Origin of the sequence: Kitasatospora sp. NPDC058218 (assembly GCF_042882445.1) — a bacterium.
Classification (GTDB): Bacteria; Actinomycetota; Actinomycetes; order Streptomycetales; family Streptomycetaceae; genus Kitasatospora.
Genome location: NZ_JBHVWC010000020.1, coordinates 15,389 through 27,786, shown reverse-complemented (window position 1 = coordinate 27,786; position 12,398 = coordinate 15,389). Strand labels below are relative to the sequence as shown.

The following is a 12,398-nucleotide window of genomic DNA, read 5'->3' as shown; positions in this document are numbered from 1 at the left end:
GGGTCGACCGCATGAGTGAGATGCGAAGCGACGGTGCCCCGTCCGTCCGCGTGCTGCTGGCGGAGGATCAGGGGATGGTCCGGGAGGCGCTGGCCGCGCTGCTCGGGCTGGAGGGGGACATCGACGTGGTGGCCCAGGTGGGACGCGGCGACGAGGTGGTGGAGGCGGCGGTCGCCCAGGACGTGCAGGTCGCGGTGCTGGACATCGAGATGCCCGGCATGACCGGGATCGAGGCCGCGGCGGAGCTGCGCAGGCGCCGGCCGCAGACCAAGATCGTGATCGCGACCACCTTCGGCCGTCCCGGTTACCTGCGGCGGGCGATGGAGTCGGGTGCGGACGCCTTCCTGGTGAAGGACGCCCCGGCGGCCGAGCTGGCGGAGGCGATCCGCCGGGTGCTGCGCGGTGAGCGGGTGATCGACCCGGTGCTGGCCGCCGCCGCGCTCGCGGAGGGGGCGAACCCGCTGACGGCCCGCGAGCGCGACGTCCTGGCGGCCGCGGCGGACGGGGCGGTGAACGCCGACATCGCCCGCCGGCTGCACCTGTCCGAGGGGACGGTGCGCAACTACCTCTCGATGGCGATCCAGAAGACCGAGGCCCGTAACCGCACCGAGGCGGTCCGGATCGCCCGCGAGAAGGGCTGGCTGTAGGGCCCGCGGTCGCACGGCCCCCCTGCCCGGCCCGGCGGCGCTCAGTTGAGCCGGTGCCGGGCCGCCCGCGCCTCCTGGCGGACCTTCGCCGCCGTGTCCGGGTCGAAGGTGTCCAGGATCTCCGCGTAGGCGTCCATCTCGGCCGAGCCGCCGAGGAAGTCGCCGGTCCGCACCAGCAGCTCCGCGCGCTCCAGTCGGAGCTGGGCCGGGTGCCGGGGCAGCAGCAGGGCGAGTTCGGTGGCCCAGAGCTGGGTGCGGGCGTGCTCGGGGCGCTCGGCGGCCCAGACCCGGATGTTGCCGAGGACCCGGTGCACGGTGTCCAGCGGCTGGGCCGGGGTGAGCAGTTCGGGCGAGAACGGGTGGCCGGCGGCCCGGACCAGGCCGGCCGCGTCCTCCAGGTCGAGCAGCCGCCCGCCGTGGAACGGGTCGGCCAGGACGTAGTCGTCACCGCCGCCCGGGCTGCCGACCGCGACGATGAAGTGGCCCGGCAGCGCGATCCCGTGCACCGGCACCCCGGCCCGCCGGCCGACCGCCGTCCAGACCAGCGCGAGCATGATCGGCAGCCCGCGCCGGCGCCGCAGGACGTCCGGCAGCAGCGAGGACTCCAGCCGCCGGTAGTCGGACTGCCGCCCGTGGAACCGCTCCCGCCCGCCGAGCACGGCGGCCAGCAGCGCGGCCGTCTCCTCCGGCCCGGCCGGGGCCCGCTCGGCGACGGCGAGCCGGACGGCGGCGGCGTGCCGCTCCAGCGCCGCCTCGCAGGCGGCCAGCAGGGCCTCCAGGGTGGGCGGGTCCCGGGGGTCGTCCGGGTCCAGGACGGGGCTGTGCTCGGCGGCCGCGAGCAGGCAGAGCAGCACCGGATCGGGGTGCTCGGCCCGGGCCTCGGTCCGGAAGCGTGCTCTGCTCTGCTCGGTCACGGTGGCTGCGACGGCTTTCATGCGGGCGGACAGACAGGCGGGACTGACGGGTGGCACCGGCGGGCGGAACCGGGGGTGGAACCGCCGGCCGGGGCCGGTGGATCGGACGGACGGGCGTGGCGGTACGTGCGCGCTACCCCTGGGGCAGGCGCGCGTAGTGGTAAGTGTGACTGGTCGTGAAGCCAAGTCCGTCATAGAGCGCGATCGCACCATCGTTCTCCGCCTCGACCTGGAGGTAGGCCCCGGTCGCGCCCTCCTCGGCGGCCCGGGCGGCGAGCACCGCCATCAGCGTGGTGGCCAGCCCGGCGCGGCGGGCGTACGGGGCGACCTCGATCGCGCCGAAGCAGGCCCACGGACCGTCGATGACGCAGCGTCCGATGGCCAGCGGCGGCTGTCCCGGCGCGCCCGGCACGGTGGCGAACCAGACCGACGGGCCGCCGTGGATCACCCGCCGCGCCGCCTCCTCCACCGCCGGGTCGTCGGTCACCCGCCGGTACAGCGACATCCACTCGGCGCCGGCCGTCCGGGCGAGCCGCACGCGGTGGTGGCCGGAGCCGAGCCGGGCGAGCGGCGCGAGTGCCGCGACCCGCACCAGCGTGGGCGAGTACGCCGCCCCCAGCCGGTCCAGCTCGCCGCGCAGGTCCTCCGGCGAGCCGGGCGTGCTGACCTCCACCCAGGCCGGCAGCCCGCGCGCCGCGTACCACTGCCGTACCGCCGCGAGCGCCTCGGCCGGCGGCAGGCCGGGGTCGCCGAGCGCCTGGACGGAGTTGGCCCGCCGGGTGAAGCCGGCGGAGGCCCGAAGCGTCCACTCGCCGAGCGGCTCCTGCTCGACGGCGGGCCACCCGAGCGCCGCGATCCGCTGGAGCTCCTCCGCCGAGGCGACGGGCGGCGTCGCACGGCGGGCCGGGAAGAGCGGCACCACCTTGCCCGCGACCAGCAGCTTCTCCGCGAAGGTGACCGGATCACCGCTCCGGGGGACGACGGTCAGCTCAAGATCGTCCCAGGATGTGAGCACACCGATCACATCGCGGAACACCGGCCTGTCGTCCACGAACTCCGCGACACGCCGAACTGACACTCGTAGTCCCACGTCAGAGCGATCTATCCGGACCTCCGGACGGTTCTGGACCGGTCCGCCAGCCGCCATCTGGGCACCTCCTGTGCATTTGCGGTCTCCGACCCGCGATACTAGGGGCGGGCATCGACGACGCCGCGCTCACCCGCGCACGCGAGCAAACAGAATGGGCCGCCGAGCCCTTCCGAGGAGGAACGACAGCGTGACCTACGTCATCGCGCAGCCTTGTGTCGACGTCAAGGACAAGGCCTGCATCGAAGAGTGCCCGGTTGACTGCATCTACGAGGGCGAGCGATCGCTCTACATCCACCCGGATGAGTGTGTCGACTGCGGCGCTTGCGAGCCGGTCTGCCCGGTCGAGGCGATCTTCTACGAGGACGACACTCCGGAGGAGTGGAAGGACTACTACAAGGCGAACGTCGAGTTCTTCGACGACCTCGGTTCGCCCGGTGGTGCCTCGAAGCTCGGGCTGATCGAGCGGGACCACCCGTTCATCGCCGCCCTGCCTCCGCAGAACACCGACGAGCACTGAACGATCGGTGGCAACTGAGCTGTGAGTACCAAGAACAGCACGCTCGCGCCGTTCCCGGGCCACCCGGGGGCGGCGCGCCGCGTTTCCGATCTCCTGCCGGTCTTCCCCTGGGACAAGCTGGAGCCGTACAAGAAGACCGCGCTGGCCCACCCCGGCGGGCTCTGCGACTTCTCGGTGGGCACCCCGGTCGACCCGGTTCCCGAGGTGATCCAGAAGGCGCTGGCCGCGGCCACCGACACGCCCGGCTACCCGACCGTCTGGGGCCCGCTGGAGCTGCGCGAGGCGATCGCCGGGTGGCTGCGCCGCCGGGTCGGCGCCGAGATCGGCCCGCAGGCCGTCCTGCCCACGGTCGGCTCCAAGGAGCTGGTGGCCTGGCTGCCGACCCAGCTCGGCCTCGGCCCCGGTGACCAGGTGGCCTACCCGCGGCTGGCCTACCCGACCTACGAGGTGGGCGCGCGGCTCTGCGGCGCGGAGCCGGTCGAGTACGACTCGGTGGACGAGCTGGACGGGTCGAGGGTCCGCCTGCTCTGGGTCAACTCGCCGTCCAACCCGACCGGGCGGGTGCTCGGCAAGGACGAGCTGCGCCGCACGGTCGAGTGGGCCCGGGAGCACCGGGTGCTGCTGGTCAGCGACGAGTGCTACCTGGAACTGGGCTGGGAGGCCGACCCGGTCTCCGTCCTGCACCCGGACGTCTGCGGAGGCGACCACGAGGGTCTGCTGGCCGTCCACTCGCTCTCCAAGCGCTCCAACCTGGCCGGCTACCGCGCCTCCTTCGTGGCGGGCGACCCGGTGGTGGTCAAGGAACTGCTGGGGGTGCGCAAGCACGGCGGGATGATCGTCCCGGCCCCCGTCCAGGCGGCGGTCGTCGCCGCGCTCGCGGACGACGCGCACGTGGCCGAGCAGCGCGGGCGCTACGCCGCCCGGCGTTCGGCGCTGCGTGCGGCGCTGGAGGCGTACGGCTTCCGGGTGGAGCACTCGGAGGCGAGCCTGTACCTGTGGGCGACCCAGGACCGGCCGTGCTGGGAGACGGTGGCCGAACTGGCCGGGCTGGGCATCCTGGTGGCGCCCGGCGACTTCTACGGGCCGGCCGGCGAGCGGTTCGTCCGGGTCGCGTTCACCGCGACCGACGAGCGGGTCGCGGCGGCCGTGGAGCGGCTGCGCGGCTGACCGGCGCAGCCCGCGCACGGCGAAGGGGGCCGGTGTCCAGGACGGGACACCGGCCCCCTTCAGTGCTGTGCGGGGCGCGCCGGGCGGAGCCGGATCAGCCGATCGGCAGGCCGCCGAGGCCGCCGCCGCCGAGCCCGCCGAGCAGGCCGGTGATCGGGCCGAGGCCGGCCAGCGGGGAGTTCGGGCCGAGGTCGGCGCCGCCGAGGCGGTTGGCCGAGCCGTGCTCGGCCAGGCCGAGCACGTCCGCGCCGGGGACCTCGGCCGGCAGCGCGCGGCCCAGGGCGCCCAGCGGGAGCGCGGAGGTCACGGCGTCGGCACCGGGGACGGCGCCGGTGAGCGCGCCGGCGCCCGGCAGGCCCTGGGTCAGGCCGGCGGTCTGCGAGAGCCCGCCGACCGGGTTGGCGCCGGCACCCGCGCTGCGGCCGGTCGCGCCGCTGCCGCCGGTCACGGCCTCGCCGACCTTGCCGGCCAGGGCGGCGGCGACCTTCGGGGTGATGGAGGAGAGCTGGCCGGTGGTGGCGGCGGTCTTGTCGACCGGGGCGGTCAGCGAGCCGGCCTTCTCGTTCGCCTCGGGCAGCTGGTGGGCGACGATGTTGCCGGTGGCGTCGGCGGTGGCCGGTACGCCCGCGGCGACGGTGGCGGCGCCGGTGTCCCCGGCGGCCTGGCCCAGCTCGTGGGTGGTGTGCTGCAGGGTGGATCCCGCGTCGGTGTTGGTGAGCTGGCCCAGCGGCGCGGCCAGGTCGGACTTGGGCAGCAGCGCGTCGGCGGCGGACGCGGTGCCGACCGCGACGAGCGGGGTCGCGCCGGCCGCCACGAGCAGCGCGGCCTGGGCGATCCGGCGCGTGAGGGAGTGAGACATGGGGCTCCTCGAAAGGGTCTTGGGTCCGTCCTGTCCGCCGGGCGGACGACGTTCTTACCGCTTGAGAAGCCAGAAGGTTTCGGCCGGTGCAAGGAAACGGTCTTACCGACGATCGGATCGTAGGCCCGGTGCCGGAGGGCTCCGGCCGGTCCGTCCGGAGCCGCGAAGGCGGGACGGGCCAAGGGGAGTGACGATTCTGCGGCCGGCCTCCGGCGCCTGCCGCACCGTCCACCGGGGTTGACCGGAATCACTCCTTCGGCGGCAACCCGGACACCAGTGCGTCAGCCCGCCGGACGGCCGGGTGGCGGTCCGGCACACGGCCGCCTAGGGAGCGCCCCCCGCAGGCCCGCGGGAGGCCTGCGCAGGCCCTTCCTCAGGACTTTCCGGGCGCCGCGAGCGAGACCAGCACCAGCTTGGTCGAGGTGCCGGTCGGCTGCGGCTTCCAGCCGTCCTCGGACTTGGACTTGCGCCAGATCTTCCCGTCGTAGGCGATCGTCTCGATGCCCAGCTGCTGGGCCTGCGTCACCGCCCAGTGCGCCACCGCCCAGCCGTTCTGCCGCTCGGCGTCCGGACCGGCATCGGTGCTGGCCGCCGGGTCCGGGGTCAGCGAGACGGCGTTCTCGGCGCCCTTGACGGTCGAGGTGTAGCCGGCCGCCGGCGTCACTGTCCGGCCGAACTCGCGACGTACCCGGTCGCTCAGCACCTGCACCCGGTCCGGCCGGGGGGCCGGGGCGGCCGAGGGCGCGGCGGCGCCGGTGGCGGCCGCGGCGGCGTCGTCGGTCTCCTCCTCGGGCGCGGCGAAGTCGTGCACCACGCAGTTCAGCGCGCCCGCCTCGCGGCCGGTCAGCGCCGAGGCGAGCAGCGTCGCCTTGGTCTCGTGCTTGGCGTACGCCTGCGGGTAGCCGCTCTTCTGCACCTGCTGGGCCGCGTCGGTCAGCGGCAGCCGGGTGTAGCCGGGGACCTTGACCAGGCCGTCGAGGAACTTGTTGGTCGCGTAGACCGGGTCCATGATCTGCTCGACGGTGCCCCAGCCCTGCGAGGGACGCTGCTGGAACAGGCCGACCGAGTCCCGGTCGCCGCCCGACAGGTTGCGGATCTTGGACTCCTGCATCGCCGTCGCCAGCGAGATGGTCACCGCCCGGTCCGGCAGGCCGCGCGAGTGCGCCACGGCGGCGATCGTCGCGGCGTTGGCCGCCTGCGGGATCTCCAGCGTGCCCTCGCCCGACGGGGTCTTCACGGCGCAGCCCTCGGGGGTCAGCTTCTGGTCGCGCAGCCAGTACAGGCCCACCGCGACCACCACGAGCGCCAGCAGGACGATCAGCACCGCACGCAACGGCCTGCGCCGCCGACGCCGGGGCGCCGCGTCGCCGCCCTGCCCGCCGCTCCTCTTCCTGGCCACCGCCGCCCCTTTCCACCTGCTCCTGATCGGACACCGTACCCACTCGGACGGATGTGCGGCGCCACCGGTTGCGGTCCGCGGCACGGGACGGCCGGCGGCCCGGGACCCAGGGCCTGTCTTCAAACCCCCGCCTGCGGTGCGGCGCTCCCCCAGCCTTCGGCCGGGAGGTACCCCCAGGGCACGTACGCACCTCGCCGCGTTGTCGTCAGTCGCCAATGGCCCCCAGCCTTCGGCCGGGAGGTGCCCCCACCGCAGTGGCTCCCTCCTCCGCCTTGCGATGCACGCACCCCAACGCCGCACCGCCCGCCCTCCGGGCGAACGACGGGAGTTTGAAGACAGGCCCTAGGCTGAAGGACCATGAGCAGCTCTGAGACGCCCCTGGACCTCACTCTCGACGGCGGTGCGCTGACCGCCCGGCTCGTCGACTTCCCGTCGGTCAGCGGCGACGAGCAGGCGCTCGCCGACGCCGTGGAGGCGGCGCTGCGGGCCCACCCGCACCTGACCGTGGACCGGCACGGCAACAACGTCGTCGCCCGCACCGGCCTGGGCCGCGCCGAGCGCGTGCTGCTCGCCGGCCACCTGGACACCGTGCCGATCGCCGACAACGTGCCGTCCTACGTCGAGGGCGACCTGCTCTACGGGTGCGGCACCTCCGACATGAAGTCCGGTGTGGCCGTCCAGCTCCGGCTGGCCGCCACCCTGGCCGAGCCCAACCGCGACCTCACCTACGTCTTCTACGACTGCGAGGAGGTGGAGGCCCACCGCAACGGCCTCGGCCACCTCGCCGCCGAGCACCCGGACTGGCTGGCCGCCGACTTCGCCGTGCTGATGGAGCCCAGCGGCGCCGCCGTGGAGGGCGGCTGCCAGGGCACCATGCGGGTGCAGATCCGGCTGACCGGCGTGCGCGCCCACGCGGCCCGCGGCTGGCTCGGCGACAACGCCATCCACCACGCCGCCGAGGTGCTCGGCCGGCTCGCCGCGTACCGGCCGCGCCGGGTCGAGATCGACGGCCTGGAGTACCGCGAGGGCCTCAACGCCGTCCGGATCGACGGCGGCGTGGCCGGCAACGTCATCCCCGACGAGTGCGTGGTGACGGTCAACTTCCGCTTCGCGCCGGACCGCAGCGAGGCGGACGCCGAGAAGCACCTGCGCGAGGTCTTCGACGGCTTCGAGGTGACCGTCACCGACTCCGCCCCCGGCGCACTCCCCGGGCTCGACCAGCCCGCCGCCCGGGCCTTCCTGGCCGCCACCGGCGGCGTCGCCCGGGCCAAGTTCGGCTGGACCGACGTCGCCCGGTTCAGCGCGTTCGGCATTCCCGCGGTCAACTACGGCCCCGGCGACCCGAACATGGCGCACAAGCGGGACGAGCACTGCTCGCTCAGCGCCATCGCCGAGACCGAGGAGCGGCTGCGCGCCTGGCTGACCGGCTGAGCCGCCCCGGGCGGTCCGGGTGGCCCGCACCCGCCCGGACCGCCCGGGCGGTGGTCGAACGCCACCTTCCGGTTGCCCAACCGACCTTTCACCGTTGCCTGAAAACGGGCATCGGCGGGCGTAGGGTTTCGTCATGACAGGCACTGGAGACGAAAAGCACTACGGACACGGACCCGAGCAGGTGGGCGAGCCGCGCCCGAAGAAGGCGTGGCCCGAGAAGCAGAAGGGCCCGGTGCTGGTGCGCCGGGACCAGGTCGGCACCAGCACGACGGACCAGCGCCTGCTGGACACCACCGGCCCGACGGACTGGCTGCACACCGACCCGTGGCGGGTGCTGCGGATCACCTCGGAGTTCGTCGAGGGCTTCGGCGCGCTGGCCGAACTCCCGGCCGCGATCAGCGTCTTCGGCTCCGCCCGGACGTCGGTCGACTCCCCCGAGTACGCGGCCGGCGTGGCGATCGGCCGGGCGCTGGCGGAGGCCGGCTACGCGGTGATCACCGGTGGCGGGCCGGGCGCGATGGAGGCGGCCAACCGCGGCGCCTCGGACGCCGGCGGCCTGAGCGTCGGCCTCGGCATCGAGCTGCCCTTCGAGCAGGGGCTCAACGAGTTCGTCGACCTCGGGCTGAACTTCCGCTACTTCTTCGTCCGCAAGACGATGTTCGTGAAGTACGCGCAGGGCTTCGTGGTGCTGCCCGGCGGCCTCGGCACGCTGGACGAGCTGTTCGAGGCGCTGACCCTGGTGCAGACGAAGAAGGTCACCCGGTTCCCGGTGATCCTGTTCGGCAGCGAGTACTGGGGCGGCCTCTACGAGTGGCTGAAGAACACCCTCGTCGCACAGGGCAAGGCGGCCCCGCACGACCTGGAGCTGTTCCACATCACCGACGACATCGACGAGGTCATGAAGATCCTCGCCGACGCCCGCCGCCCGGCCCACGAGATCTGACCCCGGCCGGACGGACACGCCTGAGCCCGGCCCCCCGGCGCCGGGTCGAGCCCCCCGGAGGCGAGCCGAGCCCGAAGAGGGGGGCGCCTGTCAGGCCAGCCCCCGGCGGGCGACCGCCGGGGGTCGGGTGCCCCGGATCGAGGCGACCATGTCCAGAACCTGCCGGGTCTCGGCGACCTGGTGCGCCCGGTAGACCCGGGCGCCCAGCCAGGCCGAGACCGCCGTGGTCGCCAGCGTGCCGAGCAGCCGTTCGTCCAGCGGCTTGTCCAGCGTCTCGCCGACGAAGTCCTTGTTGGAGAGCGAGACCAGCACGGGGAAGCCGGTCGCGGTCATCTCGGGCAGCCGGCGGGTCGCCTCCAGCGAGTGCCGGGTGTTCTTGCCGAAGTCGTGCCCCGGGTCGATGATCACCGCGTCCCGCCGCACGCCCAGTTCCACCGCCCGTTCGGCCAGCCCGACGGTCACCCGCAGGATGTCCGCCATCACGTCCGGGTAGCCGACCCGGTGCGGCCGGGTCCGCGGCTCGGCGCCGCCCGCGTGGGTGCAGACCAGGCCGACGTCGTGCCGGGCGGCCACCTCGGCGAGCTTCGGGTCGACCCCGCCCCAGGCGTCGTTCAGCAGGTCCGCACCCGCCTCGCAGACCGCCTCGCCGACCTCGTGCCGCCAGGTGTCCACGCTGATCACGGCCTCCGGGTGGCGCTTGCGCAGCTCCGCCACGAAGGGCACGGTGCGCCGCAGTTCCTCCTCGACGGTGACCTCGTCGCCCGGTCCGGCCTTCACCCCGCCGATGTCCAGGATCGCGGCGCCCTCGGCCATCGCCCGGTCGGCGGCGGCGAACGCGGCCTCGTCCGCGAAGGTGGCGCCCTTGTCGAAGAACGAGTCCGGGGTGCGGTTGACGATGGCCATGATCACCAGCTCGTCGTCACCGAATTCCCGTGGTCCCAGGCGCAGTGCCACCGATGTCTCCTCCAACTCTGCTCCGGGTGCGATGATGGCCCCCGGCCTATCGGGAACCATGCTGTCATGATCGTGAGCCGGGCACTGTTGTCAGCGCCGGCAGGGAAGTCGGGAGGACCGCTCGTGTTCTGGGTGATCGTGGTGGCGATGGCCGTCGTGGTCGGAGGCGCCGCGCTGGTGGCGCTCGGCGGGGGCGGCTCACTGCCGGAGGCAGTGCAGGACCGCATCGCCGCGCGGCTGCCGCAGGACCGTCCGCTGAGCCGGGACGACGTGGACGGCATCCGCCTGCCGATGGCCGTCCGCGGCTACCGGATGGACGAGGTGGACGACGTGCTGGACCGCCTCGGCGCCGAACTCGCCTACCGGGATTCGCGGATCGCCGAGCTGGAGGCCGCCGGCGCGCTGCGCGGCGCCGTCGAGGCCACCACCGGCCCGGACACGGGCGCCGAACCGCTGCCCGGGCTGGAGGAGTTCGCCCAGGTCGTCGAGCCCGTCGTCACGCTGACCAAGGACCCCGAGGGCGCGCGGCCGGCGGCGGAGCAGTGACCGACGCCGGTGCGGTGCTCGGTACGGACGGCCTGCGCCGCTGCGGCTGGGGTGACTCGACGGAGGACTACCGGGTCTACCACGACACCGAGTGGGGCCGTCCGGTCCACGGCGACGACGCGCTGTTCGAGCGGGTCTGCCTGGAGGCCTTCCAGTCCGGCCTCTCCTGGATCACCATCCTGCGCCGTCGCGAGGGCTTCCGGGCCGCGTTCGCGGGCTTCGTGATCGACGAGGTCGCCGCGTTCGGCCCGGCCGACGTCGAGCGGCTGCTCGGCGACGCCGGCATCATCCGCAACCGGGCCAAGATCGAGGCGTCCATCGCCAACGCGCGGGTCGCCCGCGACCTCGACGGCGGCCTGGACGCGCTGATCTGGCAGTACGCCGGGGATCCGGACCGGCCGGCCCCCCGCACCCTGGCGGAGGTACCGGCCGTCACGCCCGAGTCGACGGCGCTGGCGAAGGCGCTCAAGAAGGCGGGGTTCCGGTTCGTCGGCCCGACCACCGCGTACGCGCTGATGCAGGCCTGCGGCCTGGTCGACGACCACCTGGCGGACTGCCACGTCCGGAGCGCCCTGCGGGTCGCCTAGGTCCCGTCGGGGCCCTGTGCGGGTGCCACCCGGGCCGTCGGGGCCCGGGCGGTACCCGCGGCGGGCGTCAGCGACCCAGGTACGTCGGCTTCTCCTTGGCGATGAACGCGCGGACCGCGATCCGGTGGTCCTCGCTGTCGCCGGCCAGCGTCTGCAGCTCGTCCTCCTTGTCGAGCAGCTCGTCCAGCGAGTGCGAGGCGCCGTACGCCAGCGACTCCTTGATGGCGCCGTACGCCACCGTCGGGCCGTCGGCCAGCTCCTTGGCGAAGACCCGTGCGGTGGCGGCCAGCTCGGCGGCCGGGACGACCTTGGTGGCCAGGCCCAGCTCCATCGCCTCGGTGGCCTTCACCGTCCGCGGCAGCATCAGCAGCTCGGTGGCCTTGGCGTGCCCGACCAGCCGGGGCAGCGTCCAGGAGGCGCCCGAGTCGGCGGTCAGCGCGATCCCGGCGAAGGCCGTGTTGAACCCGGCCGTGTCCGCGACGATCCGGAAGTCGCAGGCGAAGGCCAGCGAGGCGCCCGCGCCCGCCGCGACACCGCCGACCGCCGCCACCGTCGGCTTGCGCATGCCGGCCAGCGCCCGCACCAGCGGGTTGTAGTGCTCGGCGACGGTCCTGAGCGCGCCCTCGCCGGTCTCCTCGGCCCGCTTGAGCAGGCCCAGGTGCTCCTTGAGGTCCTGCCCGACGCAGAACGCCCGCTCGCCCGCGCCGGTGAGCAGAACCGCCCGCACCGCCGGGTCCTCGGCCGCGGCGGTCACGGTGTCGCGCAGCGCCACCTTGGTGGCGGTGTCCAGCGCGTTCATCGCCTCGGGGCGGTTGATGGTGATGACGGCCAGGCCGCCGTCCAGCTCGTACAGCACGGAATCGGACATGGGCGAGGGGCTCCCTTGGGGTCGTCACAGGTCGGTCGTGTGTCAGGATGCCGGAGCGCGCGGCCGGGTGGGGAGTGTGAGGTATCGCACCTTTCGGCGGCGCGCCGACCGCCGCCGCGCCGGGGCTTATGGCAGGAAATGTGGCGCTTGGAGCCGGTCCGGCCGTGGTTGCACCGAGAGTGATGTTGGTCATCAGGCCGTGGCATGCGGGATAATGGCTTCCGATCAATGCGTTCGATACCGGCGGTGGACGGACTGCCGGTGCGTAGCTGAGCGGTTGCAGGAAGGGGAACGAGCATGGCGGCCATGAAGCCGCGGACGGGTGACGGCCCGCTCGAAGTCACCAAAGAGGGGCGGGGCATCATCATGCGCGTTCCGCTCGAAGGCGGCGGACGCCTTGTGGTGGAGCTCACGCCTGACGAGGCCGACGCCCTGGGCGAGGCCCTGAAGAAGGCCTGCGGCTGACCGCAGCGGGC

At 74.0% G+C, this 12,398-nt stretch carries 14 protein-coding genes; 8 read left to right on the top strand and 6 right to left on the bottom strand.

The genetic code is table 11. The features are described from left to right. The first annotated feature begins 20 nt into the window (after window positions 1–20). The gene (locus tag ACFVYI_RS14935) at window positions 21–647 is read left to right on the top strand and encodes a response regulator (RefSeq protein ID WP_387885313.1); all 627 of its coding nucleotides are present in this window, start codon (window positions 21–23) and stop codon (window positions 645–647) included. A 41-nt stretch (window positions 648–688) separates the two neighbouring features. Here ACFVYI_RS14935 and ACFVYI_RS14930 read toward each other — a convergent pair whose 3' ends face one another. Together ACFVYI_RS14930 and ACFVYI_RS14925 are read right to left on the bottom strand one after the other, a co-directional pair. After that, window positions 689–1,582 (bottom strand): transglutaminase family protein, encoded by an 894-nt coding sequence (locus ACFVYI_RS14930; protein ID WP_387885147.1) that lies wholly within the window; start codon window positions 1,580–1,582, stop codon window positions 689–691. 112 nt (window positions 1,583–1,694) lie between these two features. Next, window positions 1,695–2,639 carry a GNAT family N-acetyltransferase gene (locus ACFVYI_RS14925; RefSeq protein WP_387885144.1) on the bottom strand — a complete coding sequence of 315 codons (945 nt, stop codon included), beginning with the start codon at window positions 2,637–2,639 and terminating at the stop codon, window positions 1,695–1,697. A gap of 199 nt (window positions 2,640–2,838) precedes the next feature. Here ACFVYI_RS14925 and fdxA point away from each other — a divergent pair, with 199 nt between their 5' ends. Together fdxA and dapC are read left to right on the top strand one after the other, a co-directional pair. Further along, window positions 2,839–3,168 (top strand): ferredoxin, encoded by a 330-nt coding sequence (gene fdxA, locus ACFVYI_RS14920; protein ID WP_329489462.1) that lies wholly within the window; start codon window positions 2,839–2,841, stop codon window positions 3,166–3,168. A gap of 21 nt (window positions 3,169–3,189) precedes the next feature. Further along, window positions 3,190–4,335: a succinyldiaminopimelate transaminase gene (gene dapC / locus ACFVYI_RS14915; protein WP_387885142.1), complete on the top strand. Its 1,146-nt coding sequence runs from the start codon at window positions 3,190–3,192 to the stop codon at window positions 4,333–4,335. 94 nt (window positions 4,336–4,429) lie between these two features. On the opposite strand, the gene ACFVYI_RS14910 is transcribed toward dapC, so the two are convergent. Together ACFVYI_RS14910 and ACFVYI_RS14905 are read right to left on the bottom strand one after the other, a co-directional pair. Next, window positions 4,430–5,194, bottom strand: a complete 765-nt coding sequence (locus tag ACFVYI_RS14910; protein ID WP_387885140.1) for a hypothetical protein — start codon at window positions 5,192–5,194, stop codon at window positions 4,430–4,432. Window positions 5,195–5,567: 373 nt separating this feature from the next. Continuing rightward, entirely contained in the window at window positions 5,568–6,593 is a 1,026-nt protein-coding gene (locus ACFVYI_RS14905; protein ID WP_387885138.1) for a hypothetical protein, read from the bottom strand. A 357-nt stretch (window positions 6,594–6,950) separates the two neighbouring features. On the opposite strand from ACFVYI_RS14905, the gene dapE reads away from it, so the two are divergent. Together dapE and ACFVYI_RS14895 are read left to right on the top strand one after the other, a co-directional pair. Continuing rightward, window positions 6,951–8,024: a succinyl-diaminopimelate desuccinylase gene (dapE, locus tag ACFVYI_RS14900; protein WP_387885135.1), complete on the top strand. Its 1,074-nt coding sequence runs from the start codon at window positions 6,951–6,953 to the stop codon at window positions 8,022–8,024. A gap of 133 nt (window positions 8,025–8,157) precedes the next feature. Continuing rightward, window positions 8,158–8,967 (top strand): TIGR00730 family Rossman fold protein, encoded by an 810-nt coding sequence (locus ACFVYI_RS14895; protein ID WP_387885133.1) that lies wholly within the window; start codon window positions 8,158–8,160, stop codon window positions 8,965–8,967. Window positions 8,968–9,057: 90 nt separating this feature from the next. Here ACFVYI_RS14895 and folP read toward each other — a convergent pair whose 3' ends face one another. Continuing rightward, window positions 9,058–9,870, bottom strand: coding sequence for a dihydropteroate synthase (gene folP, locus ACFVYI_RS14890; protein WP_387885311.1), 813 nt, complete (start codon window positions 9,868–9,870; stop codon window positions 9,058–9,060). Between the two features lie 174 nt (window positions 9,871–10,044). On the opposite strand from folP, the gene ACFVYI_RS14885 reads away from it, so the two are divergent. Together ACFVYI_RS14885 and ACFVYI_RS14880 are read left to right on the top strand one after the other, a co-directional pair. Then, on the top strand, window positions 10,045–10,467 hold the full coding sequence (locus tag ACFVYI_RS14885; protein WP_387885130.1) for a DivIVA domain-containing protein: 423 nt from the start codon (window positions 10,045–10,047) through the stop codon (window positions 10,465–10,467). Then, window positions 10,464–11,054 carry a DNA-3-methyladenine glycosylase I gene (locus ACFVYI_RS14880; protein ID WP_387885129.1) on the top strand — a complete coding sequence of 197 codons (591 nt, stop codon included), beginning with the start codon at window positions 10,464–10,466 and terminating at the stop codon, window positions 11,052–11,054. The genes ACFVYI_RS14885 and ACFVYI_RS14880 overlap by 4 nt, the downstream gene beginning before the upstream one ends. Window positions 11,055–11,121: 67 nt before the next feature. Here the strand turns inward: ACFVYI_RS14880 and ACFVYI_RS14875 are convergent, their stop codons facing one another. Continuing rightward, window positions 11,122–11,922 carry an enoyl-CoA hydratase-related protein gene (locus tag ACFVYI_RS14875; protein WP_387885128.1) on the bottom strand — a complete coding sequence of 267 codons (801 nt, stop codon included), beginning with the start codon at window positions 11,920–11,922 and terminating at the stop codon, window positions 11,122–11,124. A gap of 297 nt (window positions 11,923–12,219) precedes the next feature. Here ACFVYI_RS14875 and ACFVYI_RS14870 point away from each other — a divergent pair, with 297 nt between their 5' ends. After that, a complete protein-coding gene (locus ACFVYI_RS14870) occupies window positions 12,220–12,387 on the top strand; it encodes a DUF3117 domain-containing protein (RefSeq protein ID WP_014137929.1) in 168 nt (55 codons plus the stop codon). The last annotated feature ends 11 nt before the right edge of the window (window positions 12,388–12,398 follow it).

Coding starts and splice junctions, on each gene's coding strand:
- ACFVYI_RS14935 (WP_387885313.1), top strand. CDS start 21: ATGCGAAGCGACGGTGCCCCGTCCGTCCGCGTGCTGCTGGCGGAGGAT.
- ACFVYI_RS14895 (WP_387885133.1), top strand. CDS start 8,158: ATGACAGGCACTGGAGACGAAAAGCACTACGGACACGGACCCGAGCAG.
- ACFVYI_RS14875 (WP_387885128.1), bottom strand. CDS start 11,922: ATGTCCGATTCCGTGCTGTACGAGCTGGACGGCGGCCTGGCCGTCATC.
- folP (WP_387885311.1), bottom strand. CDS start 9,870: ATGGCCATCGTCAACCGCACCCCGGACTCGTTCTTCGACAAGGGCGCC.
- ACFVYI_RS14870 (WP_014137929.1), top strand. CDS start 12,220: ATGGCGGCCATGAAGCCGCGGACGGGTGACGGCCCGCTCGAAGTCACC.
- dapE (WP_387885135.1), top strand. CDS start 6,951: ATGAGCAGCTCTGAGACGCCCCTGGACCTCACTCTCGACGGCGGTGCG.
- ACFVYI_RS14930 (WP_387885147.1), bottom strand. CDS start 1,582: ATGAAAGCCGTCGCAGCCACCGTGACCGAGCAGAGCAGAGCACGCTTC.
- ACFVYI_RS14910 (WP_387885140.1), bottom strand. CDS start 5,194: ATGTCTCACTCCCTCACGCGCCGGATCGCCCAGGCCGCGCTGCTCGTG.